A 23,496-nucleotide genomic window follows, 5' to 3' on the forward strand; every position below is an offset into this window, starting at 1 on the left:
ATGCGCGTTGTTGCTCTGTCCGGAACACGATGGGACGACTCGGGGGCGCTGTCAAGGCGTGTCCGCCACCGTCACCCGATCACCCGAACATGCGCTCCGACCACCGGTTTCCCGCGGACCCGGCACCCTGGAATTTTCGTCCGAACTCGTCCCCCGCGAGCTCTTGACGGCGGTTCCCGTGCCGCCCACACTCTGTTGCGTATCACGTTGAGCGTTCCTTAATACGCAACAAACCCACCCTTCGTCGGAGGACCAAATGCTGCGCGCGTGCACAGTCGACGAACTGCCCCCGGGTGAGTCCGTCCGGATCGCCGGGCCCGAGCCCATCGCCGTGTTCAACGCCGACGGCGAGCTCTACGCGATCGGCGACACCTGTTCCCACCAGGACGCCTCACTCGCCGACGGATGGCTGGAGGGCTGCTTCGTCGAATGCCCGTTGCACGCCGCGCTGTTCGACCTGCGCACCGGCATGCCGAGCTGCCTGCCCGCGAAGCGGCCAGTGCGGACGTATGCGGTGCTCGTCGACGAAGGCGTCATCTACGTGCGTGCCGAAGCTGCCGAGGACGCCGCGTGAAGACGGTGGCGATCGTGGGGGCCTCGCTCGCCGGAGCGCGCGCGGCGCAGGAGCTGCGCGCACAGGGCTTCGACGGGCGGGTGGTGCTCGTCGGCGAGGAGCCGCACCTGCCCTACGACCGGCCGCCGTTGTCGAAGGCGTTCCTGGCCGGCACGGCGTCACGGGAATCGCTGGACCTTCTCGACAGCGACGATCTCGCCTCCCTGGAGCTGAGGCTCGGCACGCGCGCCGAACGACTCGACGCGGCGAACGGCAGGCTCGTGCTCTCCGACGGTGAGCTGAAAGCCGACGGGATCGTGCTGGCCACCGGCGGGCGGGCCCGGACCCTGCCGGACACCGGATCCGTCGCCGGGGTGCATGTCCTGCGCAGCCTCGACGACGCGCTGGCGTTGCGGGCGGAACTGCTGCCCGGCGCACGGGTGGTCGTGGTCGGCGGCGGGTTCATCGGCGCGGAAGTGGCCTCGACCTGCCGGACGCTCGGACTGGACGTCACCGTCCTGGAAGCACTCGAAACGCCGCTGACCAGGGTTCTCGGGCCACAGCTGGCGCAGGCCTGCGCCCGGCTGCACGGTCGCCACGGCACCACGCTGCGGTGCGGAGCGGCCGTCGCCGGCCTCGACACGACCGGGGACGGCGCCCGTCGGCGAGTCACCGCGGTCCGGCTGGAGTCCGGTGAAAGCCTCCCGGCGGACGTCGTCGTGGTCGGCGTCGGCATGGCGCCCGCCACCGGCTGGCTCGCCGGTTCCGGGCTGGAGACGGCCGGCGGCGTGCACACCACCGCCGGGCTCGTCACGGACCTGCCGAACGTGGTCGCCGCCGGCGACGTCGCGGCCTACTCCGCGGCCGGCACCGGGCTGCGCCACCGGCACGAGCACTGGACCAACGCGAGCGAACAGGCCCCGGTGGCGGTGGCGAACCTGCTGGCCGGCCGGCAGGTCCGTGAGTACCGGCCGAGCGGCTACGTGTGGTCCGACCAGTACTCCGGCACCCTTCAGCTGGCCGGGCACCCCGAGCCCGGCGACGAGATCGTGTTCACCGAGGGAAGCGCCGAAGACGACGCGTTCGCCGCCACCTTCCAGCGCGACGGCCGCACCACCGCGGTCTTCGCGCTCAACCTCCCCCGTGCCTTCACCCGGTTACGCCGTCAGGCGTTCCGCCGTCCCGCGCCGGTCTCCTGACGCACGACTGCGGCGTCCGATGTGGACGGACTGCCGAAGCACTGCGAAGTCACTTGACGACCTGCACGACATCCCCGGGATGCAGCCCGTCGTAGAACGCAACCGCGTCCGCGTGCGAAAGATGCACGCAGCCGTGCGATTGAGCCTTCAGGCTGCCCTGATGGAAGGCGACACCGGTGTTGGTGAAGAAGACCGAGTACGGCATCGGCCCGTTGAACTCCTTGCTGTAGTGGTCGATGTCCTTGTACTGCACGTGAAACGTCCCGCGCGGCGTCGGGTACGCCGGCTTCCCGACCGTCACCGGAACCCCGCCACGCACCACCTTGCCCCCGTCCATCAACCAGGCAGTGTCGGTGGACAACTGCACGCACGCCTTGGCCTGGGCGCCACACGGGGCACCAGCCGCCTGCGCGCTGCCCGCGAACCCGAACGTCGCCGCCGCCGCGGCCGCCCCCGCCAGTACTGCCGTGATCCTCCGGTACATCCCACGCCTCCCGCGCCACCGGCGGCCGCCCCGACCGGCCACCGTCTTGATCATGAAATGCCCCACGCGCCCGGCTCCCAATCACCGTGCGCGCATGTGGGTGAACCGGCACCCGGTCCACAGTGGAGATCCGCCGTCGGTCACCAACGCTCCGCGAGCCGTTGCCGGGGCGCGGCCCGCGGTCGGTAACCTGACGCGGTGGCCGACCCCTCTCCGCGCGACCCCGTCCCCGGCGAACCCGAGCCAGTACCGCCCGACGGGACCGGTCCATCCGGTCCACCCGATCCGTCCGGTTCGGACAGTTCGGGCGGCGCCGAGGATCCGGGCGGCGCCGAGGCCCGTGGCGGCAAACGGAAGCGGCCGTTCTGGCAGGAGCTGCTGATCCTCATCGGTGCGGCGCTCGTGCTCACCGTGCTGATCCAGCAGTTCGTGGCGAAGGTCTTCCTCATCCCGTCCGCGTCGATGGAGACCACGCTGCACGGCTGCGAAGGCTGTTTCGGGGACCGGATCCTGGTCGACCGCATCACCTACGACTTCTCCGACCCCGAGCCCGGTGACGTCGTGGTGTTCCGCGGTCCGCCGTCGTGGAGTGCGAGCGAGGTCGTGCCGCAGCGGTCGTCCGGCTTCTTCCCCACCGCGATGCGCGAGCTGGGTTCGCTGGTCGGTTTCGCGCCGTCGGACGAACACGATTTCGTCAAGCGCGTGATCGCGGTCGGCGGGCAGACCGTGCAGTGCTGTGACTCGCAGAGCCGGGTCCTCGTGGACGGGAAGCCGCTGACCGAGCCGTACGTGCACTGGATGGACCCGGAACATCCAGTGCAGAAGCCGTTCGCGCCGGTCACCGTCCCGGACGGGAGCCTGTGGGTGATGGGTGACAACCGCGGGAACTCGTGCGACTCCCGCTGCCAGGGCGGCGGCGGGGTACGCGGCACCGTGCCGGTCGACGACGTCATCGGCAAGGCGCGGCTGATCGTGCTGCCGCCGTCGCGCTGGGGCGTGGTCAGCGGGCAGAACGCGCAGCAGGCCTCGGCCCTCGGCGCACCCGGATGGCAGCAGGGGCTCCCCCTTGCGGCGGGTACCACGCTCGCCTTTCCGGTGGCGGCCGCGAGCCGCCGGATGCGCCGCCGGGGCTGAGCACGAGACGCCGTCCCGCCCCGCCGTAGCCGGGCGGGCACGCGGTGGCATGATGCCCGCACGGTTCGCGGCCATCCCGGGCCGGGGGCCGGCGAGGAAAGGGGACGCTTGAGCACGCGCACGACCCAGGTGGACGACCTCCGGCTGGTGGCGCAGCCGAGCGCGGTCTCCTGCACCGAGCTGTTCGTCCGGCTGATCCTCATGGACTGGTCCCTGCTCCCGATGCTGGAGCAGGTCTCGGCCACCGCGGCCCACCTCGTGGGCGAAGTGGTGGACCAGAGCCACCCGTCCGCGCCGGCGTTCCTCACGGTGCGGCTGCAACTGCGTGGCGAGATGCTGCTGGTCGAGGTCGAGGACGACCTGCCCGCGCCGAGACCTCCGCGCGACGAGCGGATCGGCGTGCGGCCCGGTGCCGGCGGCGGCCGGGTGAGCTGGTGCGAGCTGGCGCTGCCCGGCGGCATGTCCGCCGGACAGGTGCAGCTCCCCCGTCGCCAGGGCCGTCGGTCACTGGTTGACGAACCGGTCTCCGGCGAGCCCGTGGCCGCCGATCCGCAGGTTCTCGAACGACTGCTCAACCGGCTCAGCGGCTGGTCCGGCTGACCCGGGCGGGTTCCGCTCCCACTACTTGCCGATTCGGAAAGAAGTCACTACATTCCGAGTAGGCAAGTAGCAGGAGGTGGATTCCGTGGGTGAGCGGGACGAGGCGCGGAGGGCGGCCGAGGCGCTGGCCGCGGTGCACACGCACCAGGAGCGGGCCGAGAAGGCGGCCCGCCTGCCGTGGTGGGTGTACGCGCTCACGTTCCTCGCGAGCGCCGGGCTGGGTGTCGCCGGCGACTTCGTGGACCTGAACGGCGCCAAGTTCATCGCCGCGGTGGTGATCGCGCTGTTCGTGGTCGTCTTCGTGGCCGGGGCGCTCAGCCGCGGAAGCGCACCGCTGAGCCGGGTCCGGGGTGTGCAGGCCCGCCGCGACGTGCCGCGGTGGCAGTTCGGACTGGTGATCGTCGTTCTCGGTCTCTGCCTCTGGCTGCTGACCACCTACGGCCACGGACTCGCCACCGGCCTGGCCGGCGCGCTCGGGCTGCGCGGCTACCCGAACTCCGTGCTCGGCGTGGTCTTCGGCGCGGTGTTCACGCTGCTGTTCGCACTCAGCCAGTTCACCATGGCAGCGCTGCGGAAGCGTTCCGATCGATGACCGCAGGCCCGCCGCCGGGGCTGGACCGGCTGCTGTCGGATCCGACCCGGCTCGCGATCATGTCCGTACTGTCCTCGGTGGACTGGTGCGACTTCGCGTTCCTGCGCGACACCGTGGAGCTGTCGGATTCCGCGCTGTCCAAGCAGCTGAGCACGTTGAAGAACGACGGCCAGGTCGAGCAGCAGCGGAAGTACCTCGGCCGGGTGCCCAAGACCTCCGTCCGTGCGACCGGTGAAGGCCGCGACCGCTTCCGCCGGCACGTCCAGGCTCTGCGGGCCATCGCGGAACGCGCTCTCCCGGGCGACTGACCGGATCCGTGGCACCGCACCGTTCTTGACGGCGTCTCAGCCCGCTTTCACCGGTTCCCGCGCCCCGGTGCGTTCCGCGCCGATGCCCGCCACGACCACCAGGACGATCCCGGCCACCGCCGCCGGGTGGGGCAACTGGTGCAGCACGAGCACGCCGATCACCAGTGCGGTCGCCGGTTCCAGGCTCATCAGCGTGCCGAACGCCGAGGTGCTCAGCCGGCGCAACGCCAGCATCTCCATGCTGAACGGCACCACCGGGACCAGGATCGCCAGCCCCAGCCCGGCCAGCACCAGCGGCCAGCTCAGCTGCCCGAGCACCGCCGGGCCGTCCACCGCGGTCGCGACCAGCCCGGCCACCGGCATGGACACCGCGAGCCCGCGGATGCCGGCCACCTCGTCGCCGACCCGCTGGGTGAGCACGATGTAGCAGCCCCAGCACACCGCCGCCGCCAGTGCGCAGCCCACCCCGGTGAGGTCCGTCCCGCCGTGCCAGGGCTCGGTGAGCAGCACGACCCCGGCCGCGGCCGGCACCGGCCAGATCCGGGTGAGCCCGCGCCCGCGCACGATCGCGACGGTGAGCGGGCCGAGGAATTCCAGCGCGCTCGCGGTCCCGAGCGGAATCCGGGACGCGGCGATCATGAACAGGATCGTCATCCCCGCGGTCACCGCACCGAGCAGCACGCAGGTCAGCAGGACCGGCCGCCGGAACGACGAGGGCCGCGGGCGGACCAGCACCAGGACCAGCACGCCCGCCCAGGCCAGCCGCAGCCAGGCGACCCCGGCCGGGCCGACCGTGTTCGCGAGGTCGACCGAGACGGCGAGCCCGAGCTGGACGCACAGCATCGCGCCGACCGCGAGCGCCACCCCGGCCCGCGTCGAGGAGAGGAACGAGGAGACCACGAGCCCAGGAGAACGCACCCGGACCGTCCGTGTCCATCTGCCGATCATGGACGTATCGTCCGGATTTGTCGGACAATCATCTCGTGGACACGCGCAGGCTGCGGTTTCTCCTCGAGCTTTCGCGGCTCGGCTCGATGCGAGCCGTCGCCGATGTGCTCGACACCACCACCTCCACCGTGTCGCAGCAGATCGCGGTGCTGGCCAAGGAAACCGGCGTACCGCTGCTCGAGCCGGACGGGCGGCGCGTACGGCTCACCCCGGCCGGGCGGCGGCTCGCCGAGCACGCCGTCACGATCCTCGCGGCGGTCGAAGCTGCCCGGGTCGACCTCGACCCCGGCGCCGAACCGGCCGGTGTGGTCCGGGTCGCCGGCTTCGGACTGGCGATCCGCCGTTCGCTGCTGCCCGTCGCGGATCTGCTCGCCTCCCGGCATCCGGAGGTGCGCTTGGTGATCAGCGAACACGAACCGGGCGAAGCGCTGACCGCGCTGCTGGCCGACGACATCGATCTCGCCCTGACCTACGACTACGAACTCGCCCCCGCCACAGCGGGACCGTCCGTGGCCGCCTCCGTACTGTGGACGACTCCGTGGGGCCTCGGAGTCCCCGCCGGCGACGCCCACCGCGTCCGCGCCGACGGCACGCTCGCGGTGTTCCGGGCCTTCTCCCACCACGACTGGATCGGCAATTCCCGCAACAACGCCGACGAAGAGGTGGTGCGCACCCTGGCCTCGATGGCCGGGTTCGCGCCCCGGTTCACCCACCGCGCGGACAGCCTCGAACTCGTGGCGGACCTGATCGCCGCCGGTGGCGGGGTGGGACTGCTGCCGATGGACCGGCCCACCCGCCCGGACGTCACCGTCGTGGCGCTCGCCGGGCCGGACGTGCTGATGCGTGCCTACACCTGCGTCCGCCGCGGCCGGGACGCCTGGCCGCCGCTCGCGCTCGTCCTGGACCTGCTGCGCCACGGCTGGTCTCGCGGCTCAGGGCGCGGCGGGGGCGCTGCGTCCGGCCCGGTCATCCGAGCGGTACCCGGCCTCCGGTGTCCTGGCTCGGGCTGACCCCGAACTCCCGCCGGTACTCGCGGCTGAACTGCGAAGGGCTTTCGTACCCGACCCGGTACCCGGCCTCGGTCACGTTCGCCGCCTCCGTGGCGAGCAGCACGCGGGCCTCGCGCAGCCGGATCCGCTTCTGGAACTGGATCGGGGTCATCGACGTGACCGCCCGGAAGTGCCGGTGGAACATCGACGGGCTCATCCCGGCCAGCGCGGCGAGGTCGGCGACCCGCAGCGGGGCGTGGTAGTCCTGCCGGATCCGGCGGATCGCCCTGGCGATGTGCCCGGCGGTGCCGGCCGACCGGCCGATCTGCCGCACGAGCGCGCCGTGCTCACCGGTCAGCAGCCGCCAGAGGATCTCGCGGCGGTACCCGGCCTCCAGCACCCGCCGGTCCCGCGGGCAGTCCACCAGGCGAAGCAGCCGGACAACCGGGTCCAGCAGCTGCGGGCCGGCGGTGCTGACCGCGAGCGCGGGAAATGGTTGCGGGGCAGAGGAATCCCCGGAATCCAGCAGCAGCGGCGCGACCGCCTGCGGCGTCAGGGTCATGCTGAACACGGCGAACGGCTCGTCCCCGGACGCCGCGAGGGCCTGCCCGGACACCGGGAGATCCACCGAGACCACCAGGTACTGCCCGGCCGCGTGGTCATGGCGCACGCCGTTGAGCACGGTCCGCTTGACGCCCTGGGCGACGATCGCGACCGACGGCTCCGACATCGCGGGCACCACCTCGCTGGGGTGGTCCGACCACGTCAGGAACACCCCGTCGAGCACGCGCACCTTCCGCAGGCCGCGGCCGCCCGCGTGGTGCGCGATCAGCTGCCGGAGTTCGTCGAGCGCAGGCACGGTTCTCAGCCAAGCACCCGGAGCCGGCCGCCGCCACCGCGCCCCCGGCGAACCCGCCAGGATCGGGCAAGCGGGCGCCTCGATGTGGCTGGCACCCCCGGCTCCGGCGGTGCTCGAATGGCGGGGACGCCGCTGAGGGAAGGACGGGAAGTCCCGTGGAACAACGGATTCTGGGCGCGACCGGAATGTCGGTCAGCGTGTTCGGGCTGGGCGCCATGATGCTCGGCTCGCTCGGCAACACCGACCACGACGAGGCGGTCCGGATGGTGCACCGGGCGCTCGAGGCCGGGGTCACGCTCATCGACACCGCCGACGTGTACTCGCGCGGGGAATCCGAGGAGATCGTCGGCAGGGCGCTGCGCGGGCGGCGGGACGAGGTCGTGCTCGCGACGAAGTTCGGCCGTCCGATGGGCGAGGACCCGAACCGCCGGGGTGCTTCCCGGCGGTGGATCGTGCGGGCCGTGGAGGACAGCCTTCGCCGGTTGCGCACCGACCACCTCGACCTGTACCAGCTGCACCGCCCGGACCACGCGACCCCGCCCGGCGAGACCCTGCAGGCGCTGACCGATCTGGTGCGGGCCGGGAAGATCCGGGCGTTCGGCGCGTCGATGGTTCCGCCGGAGCTGATCGTGGAAGCCCAGTGGGCGGCGCACGAGCAGCGCTCGCACCGGTTCCTCACCGAGCAGACCATGTACTCGATCTTCACCCGCCGCCCGGAAGCCGCGGTGTTCCCGACCGTGCAGCGGCACGGTATGGGCGTGCTCGCGTTCAGCCCGCTCAACAGCGGCTGGCTGTCCGGAAAGGCGGATCTGGTGCGAAGCCACCGTGCCGGGCTGATGGCCCCCGTACTGCCCACCCACTACGACCCGTCGACCCCGACCGGCGCGGCGAAGACCGCGGCGCTCGCGGAACTCACCGTCCTGGCCGGCGAAGCCGGACTCACCCTCCCCCAGCTCGCGACCGCATTCGTCCGCGCACATCCCGCGGTGACGACCGTGCTGCTCGGCCCGCGGACCCCGGACCAGCTCGACAGCCTCCTCACCGGCACCGGGACCACGCTGCCGGGCGACGTACTCGACCGCATCGACGAAATCGTCCCGCCCGGCACCGACCTCGACCCCGCGGACACCTACGCGGCGACCCCGCCCGCCCTCGAGGACGCCACGCTCCGCCGCCGGTGACCGCACTCCCGGCTCGGCCGGTTTCCCGCCGGGCGGACCAGCTTCCCGAACAAAGCACCGCAGGCTATCACGCAGGCGCGTAACCGGGATTTCCCTTGCCGGTCAACCGGATCCCGCGCCCGCGGCCAGGCAGTGGGACATCCGCTCACCCTCTGGGAAGGACTTCAGCACTCGCGCGTGACCGGGTGAGCTGGGGACAGCGCCGTCCCCGCCCCTGGAGGAAAGCCGTGCCCCGCCCCACCCGAACCCGCACCACCCCGCCACGAACACCACCGCGAACAACCCCACCCCGTTCCCGCTCGCCAAGGCCCGCCCGGACGCGGTGGACGCCCCGTCTCCTGCCCGCGCTGGCGCTTCCGCTGGTGCTCACCGCATGCGGTGTCGCGGACGGCGCGAATCCCCAGGACGCCGGGCCGCCCCGCCCCGGCGGCACGCTCCGGCTCGGGATCTCCTCGGCCCCTGACTGCATCGACCCTCAGCAGGCCAGCACGAACGCCTCGCTCAACGTCGGGCGCCAGGTCGTCGACTCGCTCACCGACCAGGACCCCGAGACCGGTGAGATCACCCCGTGGCTCGCCGACCGCTGGGACGTCGACGCCGACTCCACGAGCTTCACCTTCCACCTCCGCGCCGGCGCCACGTTCTCCGACCGCACCCCGGTCGACGCCACCGCGGTCAAGGCCAGCTTCGACGGCATCAAGGCCCTCGGCGCGAAAGCCCTGCTGGGCGCCAGCTACCTGGCCGCCTACCAGGGAGCGACGGTGCTCGACCCGGCGACCGTGCGGCTGGACTTCAGCGAGCCGAGCGCGCAGTTCCTGCAAGCCAGCTCCACCATGTCGCTCGGCGTGCTCGCGCCCTCGGCCTACCGGCGCACCGCCGAACAACGCTGCCAGGGCGACGGGCTGATCGGCTCGGGCCCGTTCGTGGTCACCAGCTTCCGCCCCAACCAGGACATCGTGCTGAGCAAACGCACCGGCTACCACTGGGGTTCCCCGCTGTGGCGGCACCAGGGCGAGGCGTACCTGGACCGGATCGACTACCGCGTGGTCCCCGAACCGGGCGTACGGACCGGCAGCCTCGTCTCCGGGCAGCTGGACGCGATCACCGACGTGCAACCGGTCGACGAACCGCAGTTCTCCGGCAGCGGCTTCACCGAACCCGTGCGGGCCAACCCCGGCATCGTGTTCAACCTGCACGCCAACGTGACCCGCGGGGCACTGGCCGACGACAAGGTCCGGCAAGCGGTGTCCAAGGGCGTCAACCGGCCGGAAGTGACGGACACCGTGCTGTCGGGCAACTACAAACCCGCCACCAGCATCCTCGGCTCCGCCACCCCGCTGTACACCGACCTGTCGCGTGAGCTGGCCTACGATCCCGGCGGTGCCACGGCGCTGCTGCAGTCCGACGGCTGGGTGCCCGGACCCGACGGTATCCGCGTCAAGAACGGGCAGCGGCTCAGCGCCGCCGTGCTCTACTCGCCGGTGTTCAACCAGAACCAGAGCGTGCTGGAGCTGATCCAGCAGCAGCTCCGGAAGATCGGCTTCGACCTGCGGATCGAACAGCACACCAACTCCGAGGTCACCCGGCTGCAACAGTCCGGCGACTACGATTTCCTGTGGTACAACGTGACCCGCGCCGATCCGGACATCCTGCGTCAGCAGTTCTCCGTGCACGGCACAAACCGCAGCCGGCTGCCCGCGGACAACCCGCTGGAGCCCGCGCTCACCGCCCAATCGGCCACTGTGGACGCGGCGCAGCGCAAACCCGCCGCCGAACAAGCACAACGCACCATCGTGGAGAACGCCTACGCGATCCCGGTCTTCGAGCTGACCCAGGTGCTGGCTCTCGCGCCGAACGCGCATGACGTCGGCTTCGAAGCTTCTTCGCGGCTGCAGCTGTTCGACGCCTGGGTGTCGGGCTCATGAGAGTGGCCCGCCGCCTGCTCCAGGCCGTTGTCGTGCTCTGGGCCGCGTTCACGCTGTCGTTCCTGATCCTGTACCTGCTTCCCGGCGACTCCGTGCTCACCAAACTCGGTTCGGCCGAGGGCGGGCCGAGTGCGTCCCCGGAGCAGATCGCCCAATTGCGCGCGCAGTACGGCCTCGATCAGCCGGTGCTGGTCCAGTACGGGAAACAGCTGCTCGCCGCGCTGCACGGCGACTTCGGCACCTCGGTGAGCACCGGCGACGACGCGACGCACATGGTGCTGACCGCGTTGCCGCCGACACTGGCCGTCACGGGGCTCGCCTTGCTGTTCGCCGTGGTCTTCGGTGGCGCGATCGCGGTGCTCGGCACGTTCACCCGGACTCGCTGGGTGAGCCAGTTGCTGCTGTCCCTGCCGCCGCTGGGCACGTCACTGCCGACGTTCTGGGTGGGCCTGCTGCTGATCCAGCTGTTCTCGTTCCGGCTCCGGCTGGTTCCCGCGCTCGGCTCCGCCGGGTTCGCCTCGCTGATCCTGCCCGCGGTCACGCTCGCGCTGCCGACCGGCGCGATCATCGCGCAGGTGCTGGCGAAGAGCCTGCGCACCCAGCTCGCCGAGCCGTACGTGGAGATCGTGCGGGCCAAGGGCGCCGGCCGCGGCCGGGTCCACTTCGGACACGCGCTGCGCAACGCCGGACTGCCCACGCTCACTCTCGTCGGGGTGGTGGCCGGGAACCTGCTGGCCGGTTCGGTCGTCACGGAGACCGTGTTCTCCCGCGACGGGCTCGGCCGCATCACCGCCTCGGCGGTCACCTCCCAGGACGTGCCGGTGGTCCAGGCGGTGATCGTGCTGGCCGCGTTCTTCTTCGTGGGCCTGAACCTGATCGTCGACCTGGTGTACCCGCTGCTGGATCCGCGGGTGCGGAAGGAGGTCACCGCCGATGGCTGAGGCCGTGCTGCCGGGGCACTCCCGGTTCGTGCTGCGCCGCCCCGGGCTCGTGCTGTCCGTGCTCCTGCTCGCCGCGGTGCTGATCGCCGCGTTCGCGCCGGGCTTGTTCACCGGCCAGGACCCGATCACCGGCGTGCCCGCCGAGCGTCTCCAGGGGCCCTCGCTCGCGCACCTGTTCGGCACCGACGAGACCGGCCGCGACGTCTTCGCGCGGGTCGTCCACGGCGCCGGACTGTCCCTGCGGGCCACCGTGCTGGCCGTCGTCGTCGCGTTCCTCGCCGGTTCGGCGCTCGGCCTGCTCGCCGGGTTCCGCGGCGGCTGGCTCGAGGCGGTGGTGATGCGGGTCGTCGACGTCCTGCAGGCCGTCCCCGCGATCCTGCTCTCGCTGGCGCTGGTCACCTCCCTCGGGTTCGGCACCACCAACGTCGCGATCGCGGTCGGGGTCGCCAACCTCGCCGCGTTCGCGCGGCTGATGCGAGCCGAGGTACTGCGGGTGCGCTCCGGCGTCTTCGTCGAAGCCGCCCGTGCGTCGGGAGTCCGGTGGGCCGGGGTACTGGGCCGGCACGTCCTGCCGAACGCACTGGGCCCGGTGCTCGTGCTCGCCACGGTGACCGTCGGGACCGCCGTGCTGGAAGTGTCGGCGCTCAGCTTCCTCGGCTTCGGCGCCGGCCCGCCGACCCCCGAATGGGGCGCGCTGGTGGCAGGCGGCCGCAATTTCCTCGCCACCGCCTGGTGGATGACCACTTTCCCGGGACTCACCGTGGCGGCGGTCGTGCTGGCCGCCAACCGGCTGTCGCGGGCCCTCGACGGTGAACGGAGCGAACGGCGATGAGCCTGCTGGACATCCACGACCTGGCCGTGTCCTACCACACCCCCTCCGGGGTGGTGCCCGCCGTGCGCGGCGTGGACCTGCGGGTCGAACCGGGCGAGATCGTGGCCGTGGTCGGCGAATCCGGGTCCGGCAAGAGCACCACCGCACACGCCGCGATCGGGCTGCTGCCGCGCGGAGGCCGGGTGAGCGGCGGCACGATCTCCTTCGCCGGGCGCGACCTCACCGCATTGTCCGAAAAGGACTGGCAGGGCGTGCGCGGGACCGGGATCGCCCTCGTACCGCAGGATCCGACCGTATCCCTCGATCCCGTACGGAGGATCGGTGACCAGGTCGCCGAGGTGCTGCTGGTCCACCGGCTGGCACCGCGCCGCGGCTCGGCGGCCCGTGCGGTGGAGCTGCTGCGCCGGGCCGGGGTCGACCGCCCGGAGGTCCGCGCCCGGCAGTACCCGCACGAGCTCTCCGGCGGCCTGCGGCAGCGGGTGCTGATCGCGATCGCGCTAGCGGGAGAACCCCGGCTGATCATCGCCGACGAACCGACGAGCGCGCTCGATGTGACCGTGCAGCGGGAAATCCTGGACCACCTGGACGAACTGGCGGCCGGATCGGGTACCGCGGTACTGCTGATCACGCACGATCTCGGCGTCGCCGCCGACCGGGCCGCCCGCGTCGCCGTGCTGTCGCAAGGAAAGCTCGTGGAGGAAGGTCCCACGGGTGAGCTGCTGGCCGCCCCGGCGCAGGACTACACGCGCCGGCTGCTCGCCGCGGCGCCGAGCCTGTCGGGCACCCCGGTCCGGCCACCGCGTCCGGAAGGTCCTGGCGTGCTGCTGTCGGCCGAGTCGCTGGTGAAGACGTTCTCCTTGCCACGCAAGGGATCGGTACGCGCGGTCGATGACGTCTCGTTCCGGCTGACCCGCGGCCGCACGCTGGCCCTCGTCGGCGAGTCCGGCTCCGGCAAGACGACCACCGCCCGGATCGTGGTCGGTCTCGAAACGCCCAGCTCCGGCACGATCACCTTCGACGGCCGGGAACTCCCCCGCGACTCCGCCGCACTACGCCGGCTGCGGCGCCGCTTCCAGCTCGTGTACCAGAACCCCTACTCGTCGTTGAACCCGCGGTTCTCCATCGCCGAGGTGATCGGCGAGCCGCTGCGCGCCTTCGGCGCCGGGACCCGGGCCGAACGCGCGCGGCGGGTGAGCGAGCTGGCCGACCAGGTCGCGCTCCCCGCGGCCCTGCTCGGCCGGCGGCCGGCCGAGCTCTCCGGCGGCCAGCGCCAGCGCGCCGCGATCGCGCGGGCGCTGGCACTGGCGCCGGATCTCGTGGTGCTCGACGAACCGGTGTCGGCCCTCGACGTGTCGGTGCAGGCGCAGATCCTGGAGCTGCTGGTGCAGCTGCAGGACGAACTCGGCCTGACCTACCTCTTCATCACCCACGACCTCGCCGTGGTGCGGGAGATCGCCGATGAGGTCGGGGTGCTGCGCCGAGGACGGCTGGTCGAGCTGGGCCCGGCGAGCGAGGTGCTGCAGCGGCCCCGCGCACAGTACACGCGGGACCTGCTCGCCGCCGTGCCCGGCGCCCACCGGGTGGACGCCTGAATGCCGTCACCAGCCGACGGCGACCTCCAGCCACTGCGGGTCGTTGTGCGAGACGAACGACGACTGGCCGGCCGCGTCGTCGTAGGGGAACCCGTACGCCCGGTTGTCGATGCCGTGGTCGTGCCAGAACTTCGCGTAGTAGTTCGCCGGAGCGGCCTGGTAGAAGTGCGCCGGGTCCTGCTGCTGGTCGGCGGGCAGGTCCGCGGTGTGCCGGTTCAGCGCCGCACACTTGTCCGCGGATTCGGCCAGCGACCCGGCACACGCGGCGATGTTCCCGGTCGTCTCGTCCACCCCGACCGAGTGGGCGTAGTCGGTGAAGTAGTTCTCGCTCTTGCCGCCCGGCTGGAAGTCCGGGCTCTTGCCCGGCGCGAGGATCCGGTCCTGTCCCTGGACCAGTCCCTTGAACTCGTCGGGCACCTCGTTCTGGAACTTGCTGAAGGTGGCCTCTCGGTCCTCCTGGAAGGTTTCGTAGTCGTCACCGACCTGGGTGTCGAAACCGTCGTGCGCATGCAGCCGCATGGCGAGCTTGAGCCCGAACGCGTCCACCCGGGTGGTGTTGCCGTTGAAGACGTCGTCGCCCACGGTGAACTCGATGAAGTCGGTGTACTGGCTGTCCGGCGACCCGAGGAAGAAGTTCATCCGGCCCGAGGAGTTCGCGGCCATGTCCACGGTCGGCTGCTCGGCGATCGAGTGCGTCTCGCCGTTGAAGCTCCAGTAGACCTGGTCGTCCGGGTACTTGCCGTTCGTCTGGTTGAGCACCTTCACGGTCAGCACGTTCTGCGCCTCCGGGATGCTGCCGGTGTCGCCCCAGAACGAATCGGGCGGGGTGCTGCCGGGCGCGGCCGCGGCGACCGGGGCGGTCAGCCCCAGCGCGGTCAGCGCGAGCACCGCGGCGAACGCGGTCCGGCGGCGGGTGGAAAGGGGCATGGTTCCTCCTGGCGCGGCGAGCGGACCCGCGGGGGGATCCCACGGGCGGGCAGCCTCGGCACGAGGGCGGAACGCCACGGGGGCGCACGACCGGGCCGGGGGAAAGGTTCATACCATTCCCGCGCTGTGTCAAGTCCTCACCGGCCGGTGGTCCGGTTCCGTCCGCCGTCCGGCCGTCCCGGCCGCCCCCGTTCGGCGGTTGCGCCCGCAGGCCCGGCCTGCTCTCCGCCGCGAGCGGAGTCCGCCGGAACAATGCCCGCGGGCCCGATGTTGGCTTCGGGCAAGGACAGTTCACGAGGGAGGACCAGCCGTGCCGCCGCCCACCCGGCCCCTGCGCAAACTGGGGTTTCTCACCATCGGCCTCTTCGACGGCGACGATCCGCGCCCCGGTCACGAGTCCACGCTGCGGATCATCGAGCTGGGCGAGCAGCTGGGCTTCGACAGCGCCTGGGTGCGGCACCGGCACCTGCAGTACGGCATCTCCTCACCGGTCGCCGTGCTCGCCGCGGCCACCCAGCGCACCCGGCGCATCGACCTCGGCACCGCGGTCATCCCGCTGGGCTGGGAGAATCCGCTGCGCCTGGCCGAGGACCTGGCCACCGTGGACGTGCTGTCCGGCGGCCGGCTGAACCCGGGCCTGAGCGTCGGCCCACCGATGCACTACGACGCCGTGCGCCCGGCGTTGTACCCGGACACCGGTGATCGGGAGGACTTCGGCTACGAGCGGGTGTCCCGGCTGCTGTCCCTGGTCCGCGGCGAACCCGCGTCCACCTTCGACGGGGAGGAAGGCATCGAGGTCTTCTCCGAGCGCGTGCAGCCGCATTCGCCCGGGCTCGGCAGCCGCCTCTGGTACGGCGGCGCGAGCACCCGTTCCGCCCGGTGGGCCGGAGAGAACGGGATGAACTACCTGACCAGCAGCGTGGTCCGTGCCGAGGATTCCGGAAGTTTCGAGGAGATCCAGCTCTCGCACGTCCGTGCCTTCCGCGCGCACCACCCCGACGGCGAACAAGCCCGGGTTTCCCAGGGCCTGGTGGTGATTCCGACCGACAGCGCCACGCCCGGGCAGCGCGCCAAGTACGAGGACTACGCGGCGAAGCGGCTGCCTCGCACCGCCAGTCCGCAGGGCCCGGCGAAGATGCTCTTCTCCCCCGATTTCGTCGGCACCTCGGCCGAACTCGCCGAACGGCTCTACGCCCACCCCGCCTTCCGCGAGATCGACGAGGTCGCCTTCGCGCTGCCGTTCACCTTCGAGCACGAGGACTACGTCCAGATCCTGACCGATCTCGCCACCCGGCTCGGCCCCGAGCTGGGCTGGAAACCGGCGGCCGGCACACCGGGGCGCTGAACCGGCGACGTTCGGGACCGGCCGGCGCGGCGCTGCGGTCTTCCCGTTCCTCGGGAACCGGAATTCGCCACGGCCCCGGGGGTTGATTCCGGCATGAGCATCGGAATCGCACTGTCCGTAACCAGTCCGGCCGGCAACTACGTCGACGCCATCGTCGAGCAAGCGCGCACCGCCGCGGCCGCCGGAGTCCGCACCGCGTGGCTGGGGCAGCGACTCGACTACGACGCGGCCGCCCTCGCCACAGTCGTCGGACGCGAGGTGCCCGGGTTGCACGTCGGCACCTCCGCCATCCCGATCTTCGGCCGCCACCCCCTGCTCGTCTCGTCGCAGGCGCAGACGGCACAGGCCGCCACGCACGGCCGTTTCCACCTCGGACTGGCCCTCGGTGCACGGTTCCTCGTCGAGGACGTCTTCGGGCTGCCTTTCGAACGGCCCGTCGCGCTGCTCCGGGAATTCCTCACCGCAGTCGCCGGACTCCTCGGCGGCGGCGAAAACGCCTTCCACGGGGAACGCCTCACCGCGGCCCCGACCCTGCCGGTCACGGTCGCCGGCGCGGAGCCGCGCGTCCCGGTGCTGGTGGCCGCGATGGGGCCGAAAGCCCTTCGCACCACCGGCGAACTCGCCGACGGCACACTCCCCTACCTGGCGAGCCCGCGGGTGCTCGGCGAACACATCGTCCCGACGATCACCCGAGCCGCCGAGGACGCCGGCCGGCCCGCCCCCAGGATCGTCGCGTTCGTCGCCGGAACCGTCACCGGGGACGTCGAGGGAGTACGCGAGAAGGCACTGCGCGAAATGGCCTTCTACGACCAGGTTCCCTCATATCAGCGCGTCGTCTCCCTGGCCGGCGCGACGCGCGCCGGTGAGCTCGCGGTGATCGGCGACGAGTCCAGCATCGCGAGCGCCGTGCGCAGCTACTTCGATGCGGGCGCGACCGAGGTGGTGTTCACGCAGACCGACCTCGGCAGCCCCGAAGACCAGCGCCGGACTTTCGACGCCCTCGGCGGGCTGGCGTAGCGGCCGGCCCCTCCGGCCGACATCGCTACCGGCTCTGGTCCCACCCGAGCGCGGCCGCCAGGGTCCGCAGGCACAGGGCATGCAACTCGTCCCGGCTGATCCGACCGTGCAGCAACCATTCCACGCTGCTCACGCGGACGAACGACAGCCAGGCCAGCAACGCCACGCCCGCCACCTCGCGGCGCGCTCCGGACAGCTCCAGCGCGTCCAGCAAGCGGCCGCGCAGGGTCGCCAGCTCGTCGGCGATGATGCTCTGGATCACCGGATCGCCCGCGAGGTCGCGGTTCGCCGTGAGCACCGTGGTGGGGTTCGCGGCGAAGTAGTCGAAGTGCGCGTCGAGCCCGGCCGACACCCACTCCCGCACCGGCCCCGGAGCGGGAGTGGGAGTGGGAGTCGGTCCGGTCACCGTGACGAGCTCGTCGGCCGAGCGCCGGTACACCGCCGCGAACAGGTCACGTTTGCTCGGGAAGTAGCGGTACACCAACGCCCGCGACACACCGGCTGCCGCACCGACCTCGTCCATGCGCACCTCGTGGTACGGGCGCTCGGCGAACAGCCGCGCGCCGAGGTCGATCAGCTGGGTCCGCCGCTGGTCGGGCGTCAGGCGTCGCCGGGTCATCCCGACAGCTTACTTGACACGCGTCTACTACGTGCTAGCTTACTGCACACGCGTACAACAAAGGGGTGACCGTGCCGGACTACACGTCCACAGTGGACATCGAGCGGCCGGCCGGCGACCGGCGTACCGCCGAGCAGTGGGCACGGGCGGTCTGGGAAGAAGCGTCCTCGCCGATGCGGCTGTTCCTCCGTACCGGGTGGTGGTGCTTGGGGTTGCGCGGCCGTCCGGCCCCGGGCCGCGTGCTGGGCTGGACGGTCGCCGAGTCCGCGCCGCACCGGATCGTGCTCGAGAACCCGTCCCGGATCATGACCTCCCGCAACGTGGTCCGGCTCGACGAGAAGCGCGTGCGATGGACCACCGACGTCGACTTCGACCGCGCCCCGGCCCGCTTCCTGTGGTCACTCGCCGCGCCGATCCACCACCGCGTCATCCCGGCCCGCCTGCGCCGTGCCGCGAAGAACCCGCGGCGGCCCGGCGACCGGCAGCACCGGCTCGTGACCGGTTTCCAGCGCCGGCTGGGCAACCCGCTGCTCGCGCGGCTGCCAGGGCAGACCCTGCTGGAGACCACCGGGCGCACGTCCGGGCTCCCCCGGCGGACCCCGATCGGCGGCCGCCGCACCGGCGGGGAGTTCTGGCTGGTGTCCGAGTTCGGCGTGCGTTCGCACTACGTGCGCAACATCCAGGCGGATCCCCGCGTACGGCTGCGGCTGCGCGGGCGCTGGCACCACGGCGTCGCCCACCCGGTCCCCGAGGACGACGCCCGGGCGCGGCTGAAGTCGTTGCCACGCATGAACAGCACCGTGGTCCGCGCCTTCGGGACCGACCTGCTCACGATCCGCATCGACCTCGATTGAGCTCGCTCAGCGAGCCAGCCGGCCGGCGAGCCACCGCAGCGCGAGCGGATACCGGTAGTCGATCGCGCCGTGTCCCGCGTCGAACAGCTCGAACGACAGCCGCTCCTCCGGAAGACCTGCGGCGCGGACAGCGTCCCGGAACGCGACGGCCCCGAGGTCGAGGAACCACTCGTCGCGCGTACCGGCGTCGATCCACACCGCGTGCAGCGACCGCACCGCTTCCGCGTGGCGGGCGACCATCCGGACCGGGTCCCAGTCGAGCCACCGTTGCCAGGCCGCGTCCCGCAACACGCCGCTGACCGGGTCGAACGGCAGCTCCGGCGTGCCGTCGGCACCCGCCGAGAAGCAGGCCGACACCCCGAGCATCATCAGCAACGTCTCGTCGCCCTGCTTCGTGAACGCCGTCCGCGACCGGAAGTCCTCCCACCAGCGAAACACGTCGTGGTCGTAGTCGCGCAGCAACCGCACCGAGCGCGCGAAATCCGGGATGTAGGAAGCCTCGTAGAGCGCGTCCCCGGCGTGCGTGGCCAGCGCGCCGAACAGGTCCGGACGCAGCATCGGGGTGATCATCGCGCCGAAGCCGCCGGACGACTTCCCCGCGATCGCCCGGGATTGCGGGCGCGCCAGCGTGCGGTAGTGCTCGTCGACCCACGGCACCACCTCGTCGCACAGGTAGGAGTGGTAGCGGCCGGTGCCCGGCGAATCCACGAACTGCGAGCCACCGTAGGAGGTCCAGGCGTCCACGTACACGAGGACGCACCCGGGCGCTCCACCGGCGAACACCGCGTCCGCGGTCTCCGGCAACGGCTGCCGGAACGCCGAACGGTTCGCCCACATCCCGAGGTGACCGGTATAGCCCTGGATCACGTAGATCGCCGGGTACCGCTCGGTGCTTTCGGCGTACCCCGGCGGCACGTACACCCACAGCGGCCGCTCGTGCGGATCCCCGAGCGGATTGCCCCGCAACACGGTGGAGTCGAAGGTGTGCCGGTCCAGCCGGCCGGCCAGCGGCGCCTCCCAAGGCAGCATGCGCTCAGTCAACCACGGCCTCCAGCGTGTGTCGCGCGTTCCGCGCCAGCACCGGGTTCGTCTCGCGGTAGTACGGCAGCTGGATCGCCGCGATCGACAACGCCCAGCCACGGCCGCGTTCCCACGTCGCGGCGTCCGCGCCCACCGCCTCCCGGAACGTTTCGCGTTCCGCCGCCGGCAGCAGGTTCCATGCCGGGATCAGGTCCACGGCGGGGTCCCCGACGCCGGCGGTCCCGAAGTCGAGCACCGCGCTGAGCGCTCCCCCGGACACGAGGACGTTGCCCGGGGACAGGTCGGCGTGCAGCCACACCGGCGCCCCCGTCCAGTCCGGAGCGGCCAGCGCCCGCTCCCACGCCTCGACGCACGCCGGATCACCACCGAGCTGCGCAATCGCCTCCCGCGTCGGCTCGTCCCGGGTGCGTAGCGGCCGTCCGCGCTGTGTTTCCGGTCCCCCGGCCGGCTCGACGCGGTGCAGCGCGGCCACGAACTCGCCGAGGTCACCGGCCAGCCCGGTGTCGCCCGCGCCCGGGTTTCGCCCTGGCAGCCAGCTCAGCACCGACCACGGCCACGGGAACCCCTCGCCCGGACGGCCCACCGCGACCAGCTCCGGTATTCGCACCGGCACCCTCGGGCCGAGCCACGGCAGCCACCGCTGTTCCCGCTCGAGGCCGCCGACCGCCGCGGACAGCCGGGGCAACCGGACCACCAGCGTTTCGCCGAGCCGGAACAGGGCGTTGTCCGTGCCCGACGAGGCCACCCGGGTCGCCGGGAAACCGGCCCACTCCGGGAACTGCGCCGCGACCAGGCGGCTCACCAGGCCGGGGCGGATCTCCGGCTCGCCGGGATGCATCCGCATCCGCCCAGCCCACCCGTGACGGCCGGCGGAGGCAAGCCGTTTTCCGCACCGGCCCCGGTTATTCCCGCATCCGCCGGAAATCCCAGACGCTGGGTGCGGCTGCCGCGCGAGGCGATCCGGCGCACACTGCCGGTGTCGGACGAGGAAAGGACGCACCATGACAGGGGTTACCGGACCACGGCTCGCGGTCGCGCTGGACGGCGCTGGCTGGCATCCGGCAGCGTGGCGGGAGCCCGAGGCACGTCCGGCCGAGCTGTTCACCGCCGGATACTGGACCGAGCTGGTCCGCCAGGCCGAGGACGCGCGGCTCGATTTCGTCACCTTCGAGGATTTCCTGTCCCTTCGCACCCCTTCGGAGTCCGGCGCGCGCACGGACGTCACGCAGCCCCGGCTGGACGCGGTCCTGATCGCCTCCCGGGTCGCGCCGCTCACCTCGCACATCGGGCTCGTCCCGACCGCGGTCGTCACGCACACCGAGCCGTTCCACCTGTCCAAGGCGATCGCGACGCTCGACTACGTCAGCACCGGCCGCGCGGGCGTGCGCGTGCAGGTATCCGGGAGCGCGGAGGAATTCCGGCACTTCGGCCGCCGCACTCCGCCGGCCGTGGACGACCTGTTCGACGAGGCCGCCGACTACGTCGAGGTCCTGCGGCGGCTGTGGGACAGCTGGGAGGACGACGCGGAGATCCGCGACGTCGCGACCGGCCGGTTCGTCGACCGGGACAAACTGCACTACATCGACTTCGAGGGCCGCTGGTTCTCGGTCAAGGGCCCGTCGATCACCCCACGCCCGCCGCAGGGCCAGCCGCTGGTCGCGGCGCTGGCGCACAACGCCACCGCTTACCGGCTCGCCGGCCGGCAGGCCGACCTCGTCTACGTGACCCCGCGCGACCGCACCGGCAGCGAGTCGATCCTCCGCGAGGTCCGCGCCGCCGAAACCGGCTCGCCGCTGCACGTCTTCGCCGACCTCGTCGTGTTCCTGGACGAAAGCAGCCAGACCGCCGCCGACCGGAAGGCCCGCCTGGACGAGCGGCACGATTCGGAGTCCACGTCCGACGCGCACGTCTTCACCGGCACCCCGGCCGAGCTGGCCGACCTTCTTCTCGACTGGCACGCGACCGGCCTGTCCGGGTTCCGGCTGCGCCCGGCGGTGTTGCCGCACGACCTCGCCGCGATCACCGGCGGGCTGGTCCCCGAACTGCGCGGCCGCGGCGCTTTCCGCACCGGCTACGAGGCGAGCACCCTTCGCGGGCTGCTGGGCCTTCCCCGTCCGGCCAACCGCTACGCCGCCTGATTCCCGCCCGAGGAGACGAAATGACCAAGCCGCTCAAGCAGATCCACCTGGCAGCACACTTCCCGGGCGTCAACAACACCACGGTGTGGAGCGATCCGGAGGCGGGCAGCCACATCGAGTTCGACTCGTTCGTGAAGCTGGCGCAGACCGCCGAACGGGCGAAGTTCGACTTCTTCTTCCTGGCCGAGGGCCTGCGGCTGCGCGAGCAGAACGGCCGGATCTACGACCTCGACGTGGTCGGCCGGCCGGATACCTTCACCGTGCTGGCCGCGCTGGCCGCCGTCACCGAACGGCTCGGGCTGGCCGGCACCATCAACTCGACGTTCAACGAGCCGTTCGAGGTGGCCCGCCAGTTCGCCTCGCTGGATCACCTCTCGGCCGGCCGCGCCGCGTGGAACGTGGTCACCTCCTGGGACGCCTTCACCGGCGAGAACTTCCGCCGGGGCGGCTTCCTGCCGCAGGACCAGCGGTACTCCCGCGCCGAAACGTTCATGCGGACCACCTGGGAACTGTTCGACTCCTGGCAGGGCGGCGAAGTCCTGGCGGACAAGAGTTCCGGCCGTTTCCTGGCGACCCCGGAGGCCGGCACCTTCGCCCACCACGACCAGCACTTCGACATCGAGGGCCGGTTCCCCGTCCCGCGCAGCCCGCAAGGCCGTCCGGTCATCCTGCAGGCAGGCGACTCGGAAGAGGGCCGTGAATTCGCCGCCGCCACCGCCGACGCCATCTTCACCCGCCACGGCACGCTCGAAGCGGGCCAGGCGTTCTACTCCGACGTCAAGGGCCGGCTGGCCAAGTACGGCCGTACCGAGCGGCAGCTGGTGATCATGCCCGCCGCGACCTACGTATTGGCCGACACCGACGCCGAGGCACACGAAAAGGCCCACGAGGTCCGCCTGGCCCAGGTGAGCGAGCAGACGGCGATCAAGTTCCTGGAACAACTCTGGAACACCGACCTGAGCGCCCACGACCCGAACGGCCCGCTCCCCGCGTTCGACCCGTCCGTGGGCGAGAACCTGATCTCGAAGGGCCGCGCGAGCGTCCGCATGTACCGCGACCCGGTCGCCACCGCCCGCGAATGGCGCGCCCTGGCCGAAGCGAAAGGCCTGACCAGCCGCGAACTGATCATCGAGGTCACCGGCAGGCAGAATTTCATCGGCTCCCCGGAAACCGTCGCGAACACCCTGAACACCCTGGTCCAGTCCGACGCCGCCGACGGTTTCATCCTGGTCCCCCACGTCACCCCGGGCGGTCTCGACGATTTCGCCACCCAGGTGGTCCCCCGCCTCCAAGAACGAGGCGTCTACCGCGAGGACTACACCGGCCCGACCCTGCGCCACCACCTGGGCCTGGCGGACTAGGCAGGCGCTGTTGACTTGTCTTTTGAGATGAGCAGAACATATGACATTCCCATGCCA

At 71.8% G+C, this 23,496-nt stretch carries 24 protein-coding genes; 17 read left to right on the plus strand and 7 right to left on the minus strand.

What is annotated here, in order from left to right; translation table 11 throughout:
- The first annotated feature begins 256 nt into the window (after nucleotides 1–256).
- Complete coding sequence (locus BJY18_RS05795; protein ID WP_184778335.1) at nucleotides 257–574, plus strand: bifunctional 3-phenylpropionate/cinnamic acid dioxygenase ferredoxin subunit; 318 nt, start codon at nucleotides 257–259, stop codon at nucleotides 572–574.
- Nucleotides 571–1,752 (plus strand): NAD(P)/FAD-dependent oxidoreductase, encoded by a 1,182-nt coding sequence (locus BJY18_RS05800; RefSeq protein ID WP_184778337.1) that lies wholly within the window; start codon nucleotides 571–573, stop codon nucleotides 1,750–1,752. Before BJY18_RS05795 ends, BJY18_RS05800 begins: the two co-directional genes overlap by 4 nt.
- Nucleotides 1,753–1,801: 49 nt before the next feature.
- Here the strand turns inward: BJY18_RS05800 and BJY18_RS05805 are convergent, their stop codons facing one another.
- Nucleotides 1,802–2,236, minus strand: coding sequence for a L,D-transpeptidase (locus BJY18_RS05805; RefSeq protein WP_184778339.1), 435 nt, complete (start codon nucleotides 2,234–2,236; stop codon nucleotides 1,802–1,804).
- A 198-nt stretch (nucleotides 2,237–2,434) separates the two neighbouring features.
- Here BJY18_RS05805 and lepB point away from each other — a divergent pair, with 198 nt between their 5' ends.
- The 4 genes from lepB to BJY18_RS05825 all read left to right on the plus strand — a co-directional run bounded on the left by lepB (nucleotide 2,435) and on the right by BJY18_RS05825 (nucleotide 4,870).
- Nucleotides 2,435–3,370 carry a signal peptidase I gene (lepB, locus tag BJY18_RS05810; RefSeq protein ID WP_184778341.1) on the plus strand — a complete coding sequence of 312 codons (936 nt, stop codon included), beginning with the start codon at nucleotides 2,435–2,437 and terminating at the stop codon, nucleotides 3,368–3,370.
- A gap of 108 nt (nucleotides 3,371–3,478) precedes the next feature.
- Complete coding sequence (locus tag BJY18_RS05815; protein WP_184778343.1) at nucleotides 3,479–3,970, plus strand: ATP-binding protein; 492 nt, start codon at nucleotides 3,479–3,481, stop codon at nucleotides 3,968–3,970.
- Nucleotides 3,971–4,055: 85 nt separating this feature from the next.
- A complete protein-coding gene (locus tag BJY18_RS05820; protein ID WP_184778345.1) occupies nucleotides 4,056–4,562 on the plus strand; it encodes a hypothetical protein in 507 nt (168 codons plus the stop codon).
- Nucleotides 4,559–4,870 carry a winged helix-turn-helix domain-containing protein gene (locus BJY18_RS05825; RefSeq protein ID WP_184778347.1) on the plus strand — a complete coding sequence of 104 codons (312 nt, stop codon included), beginning with the start codon at nucleotides 4,559–4,561 and terminating at the stop codon, nucleotides 4,868–4,870. Before BJY18_RS05820 ends, BJY18_RS05825 begins: the two co-directional genes overlap by 4 nt.
- Nucleotides 4,871–4,906: 36 nt before the next feature.
- Here BJY18_RS05825 and BJY18_RS05830 read toward each other — a convergent pair whose 3' ends face one another.
- Nucleotides 4,907–5,788 (minus strand): EamA family transporter, encoded by an 882-nt coding sequence (locus BJY18_RS05830; protein ID WP_312873751.1) that lies wholly within the window; start codon nucleotides 5,786–5,788, stop codon nucleotides 4,907–4,909.
- A 65-nt stretch (nucleotides 5,789–5,853) separates the two neighbouring features.
- Here BJY18_RS05830 and BJY18_RS05835 point away from each other — a divergent pair, with 65 nt between their 5' ends.
- A complete protein-coding gene (locus BJY18_RS05835) occupies nucleotides 5,854–6,828 on the plus strand; it encodes a LysR family transcriptional regulator (RefSeq protein ID WP_184778349.1) in 975 nt (324 codons plus the stop codon).
- Here the strand turns inward: BJY18_RS05835 and BJY18_RS05840 are convergent.
- Entirely contained in the window at nucleotides 6,785–7,666 is an 882-nt protein-coding gene (locus BJY18_RS05840) for an AraC family transcriptional regulator (RefSeq protein ID WP_221457583.1), read from the minus strand. The two genes, BJY18_RS05835 and BJY18_RS05840, sit on opposite strands and share 44 nt — an antisense overlap.
- 155 nt (nucleotides 7,667–7,821) lie before the next feature.
- Here BJY18_RS05840 and BJY18_RS05845 point away from each other — a divergent pair, with 155 nt between their 5' ends.
- From BJY18_RS05845 to BJY18_RS05865, 5 genes are all read left to right on the plus strand, one after another.
- Nucleotides 7,822–8,847 (plus strand): aldo/keto reductase, encoded by a 1,026-nt coding sequence (locus BJY18_RS05845; RefSeq protein ID WP_184778350.1) that lies wholly within the window; start codon nucleotides 7,822–7,824, stop codon nucleotides 8,845–8,847.
- A gap of 359 nt (nucleotides 8,848–9,206) precedes the next feature.
- A complete protein-coding gene (locus tag BJY18_RS05850) occupies nucleotides 9,207–10,772 on the plus strand; it encodes an ABC transporter substrate-binding protein (protein ID WP_246459443.1) in 1,566 nt (521 codons plus the stop codon).
- The gene (locus BJY18_RS05855) at nucleotides 10,769–11,713 is read left to right on the plus strand and encodes an ABC transporter permease (RefSeq protein ID WP_184778352.1); all 945 of its coding nucleotides are present in this window, start codon (nucleotides 10,769–10,771) and stop codon (nucleotides 11,711–11,713) included. Before BJY18_RS05850 ends, BJY18_RS05855 begins: the two co-directional genes overlap by 4 nt.
- Complete coding sequence (locus BJY18_RS05860; protein ID WP_184778354.1) at nucleotides 11,706–12,545, plus strand: ABC transporter permease; 840 nt, start codon at nucleotides 11,706–11,708, stop codon at nucleotides 12,543–12,545. The genes BJY18_RS05855 and BJY18_RS05860 overlap by 8 nt, the downstream gene beginning before the upstream one ends.
- On the plus strand, nucleotides 12,542–14,137 hold the full coding sequence (locus BJY18_RS05865) for a dipeptide ABC transporter ATP-binding protein (RefSeq protein ID WP_184778357.1): 1,596 nt from the start codon (nucleotides 12,542–12,544) through the stop codon (nucleotides 14,135–14,137). The genes BJY18_RS05860 and BJY18_RS05865 overlap by 4 nt, the downstream gene beginning before the upstream one ends.
- 6 nt (nucleotides 14,138–14,143) lie before the next feature.
- On the opposite strand, the gene BJY18_RS05870 is transcribed toward BJY18_RS05865, so the two are convergent.
- A complete protein-coding gene (locus tag BJY18_RS05870; RefSeq protein WP_184778358.1) occupies nucleotides 14,144–15,064 on the minus strand; it encodes a glycoside hydrolase family 64 protein in 921 nt (306 codons plus the stop codon).
- Nucleotides 15,065–15,374: 310 nt separating this feature from the next.
- Here BJY18_RS05870 and BJY18_RS05875 point away from each other — a divergent pair, with 310 nt between their 5' ends.
- Nucleotides 15,375–16,409 (plus strand): LLM class flavin-dependent oxidoreductase, encoded by a 1,035-nt coding sequence (locus tag BJY18_RS05875; protein ID WP_184778360.1) that lies wholly within the window; start codon nucleotides 15,375–15,377, stop codon nucleotides 16,407–16,409.
- Nucleotides 16,410–16,502: 93 nt separating this feature from the next.
- Complete coding sequence (locus BJY18_RS05880) at nucleotides 16,503–17,426, plus strand: LLM class F420-dependent oxidoreductase (RefSeq protein ID WP_184778362.1); 924 nt, start codon at nucleotides 16,503–16,505, stop codon at nucleotides 17,424–17,426.
- 25 nt (nucleotides 17,427–17,451) lie between these two features.
- Here the strand turns inward: BJY18_RS05880 and BJY18_RS05885 are convergent, their stop codons facing one another.
- The gene (locus BJY18_RS05885; protein ID WP_184778363.1) at nucleotides 17,452–18,045 is read right to left on the minus strand and encodes a TetR/AcrR family transcriptional regulator; all 594 of its coding nucleotides are present in this window, start codon (nucleotides 18,043–18,045) and stop codon (nucleotides 17,452–17,454) included.
- Between the two features lie 65 nt (nucleotides 18,046–18,110).
- On the opposite strand from BJY18_RS05885, the gene BJY18_RS05890 reads away from it, so the two are divergent.
- Nucleotides 18,111–18,899 carry a nitroreductase/quinone reductase family protein gene (locus BJY18_RS05890; RefSeq protein ID WP_312873753.1) on the plus strand — a complete coding sequence of 263 codons (789 nt, stop codon included), beginning with the start codon at nucleotides 18,111–18,113 and terminating at the stop codon, nucleotides 18,897–18,899.
- 6 nt (nucleotides 18,900–18,905) lie between these two features.
- Here the strand turns inward: BJY18_RS05890 and BJY18_RS05895 are convergent, their stop codons facing one another.
- Together BJY18_RS05895 and BJY18_RS05900 are read right to left on the minus strand one after the other, a co-directional pair.
- The gene (locus BJY18_RS05895; protein WP_184778365.1) at nucleotides 18,906–19,928 is read right to left on the minus strand and encodes an alpha/beta hydrolase; all 1,023 of its coding nucleotides are present in this window, start codon (nucleotides 19,926–19,928) and stop codon (nucleotides 18,906–18,908) included.
- A gap of 4 nt (nucleotides 19,929–19,932) precedes the next feature.
- Nucleotides 19,933–20,784, minus strand: coding sequence for an aminoglycoside phosphotransferase family protein (locus BJY18_RS05900; RefSeq protein ID WP_312873754.1), 852 nt, complete (start codon nucleotides 20,782–20,784; stop codon nucleotides 19,933–19,935).
- 157 nt (nucleotides 20,785–20,941) lie between these two features.
- Here BJY18_RS05900 and BJY18_RS05905 point away from each other — a divergent pair, with 157 nt between their 5' ends.
- Together BJY18_RS05905 and BJY18_RS05910 are read left to right on the plus strand one after the other, a co-directional pair.
- On the plus strand, nucleotides 20,942–22,078 hold the full coding sequence (locus BJY18_RS05905; RefSeq protein WP_184778366.1) for an LLM class flavin-dependent oxidoreductase: 1,137 nt from the start codon (nucleotides 20,942–20,944) through the stop codon (nucleotides 22,076–22,078).
- Between the two features lie 20 nt (nucleotides 22,079–22,098).
- Entirely contained in the window at nucleotides 22,099–23,439 is a 1,341-nt protein-coding gene (locus tag BJY18_RS05910; protein WP_184778368.1) for an NtaA/DmoA family FMN-dependent monooxygenase, read from the plus strand.
- Nucleotides 23,440–23,496 lie beyond the last annotated feature (57 nt).

Source organism: Amycolatopsis jiangsuensis (assembly GCF_014204865.1).
Lineage (GTDB): Bacteria > Actinomycetota > Actinomycetes > Mycobacteriales > Pseudonocardiaceae > Amycolatopsis > Amycolatopsis jiangsuensis.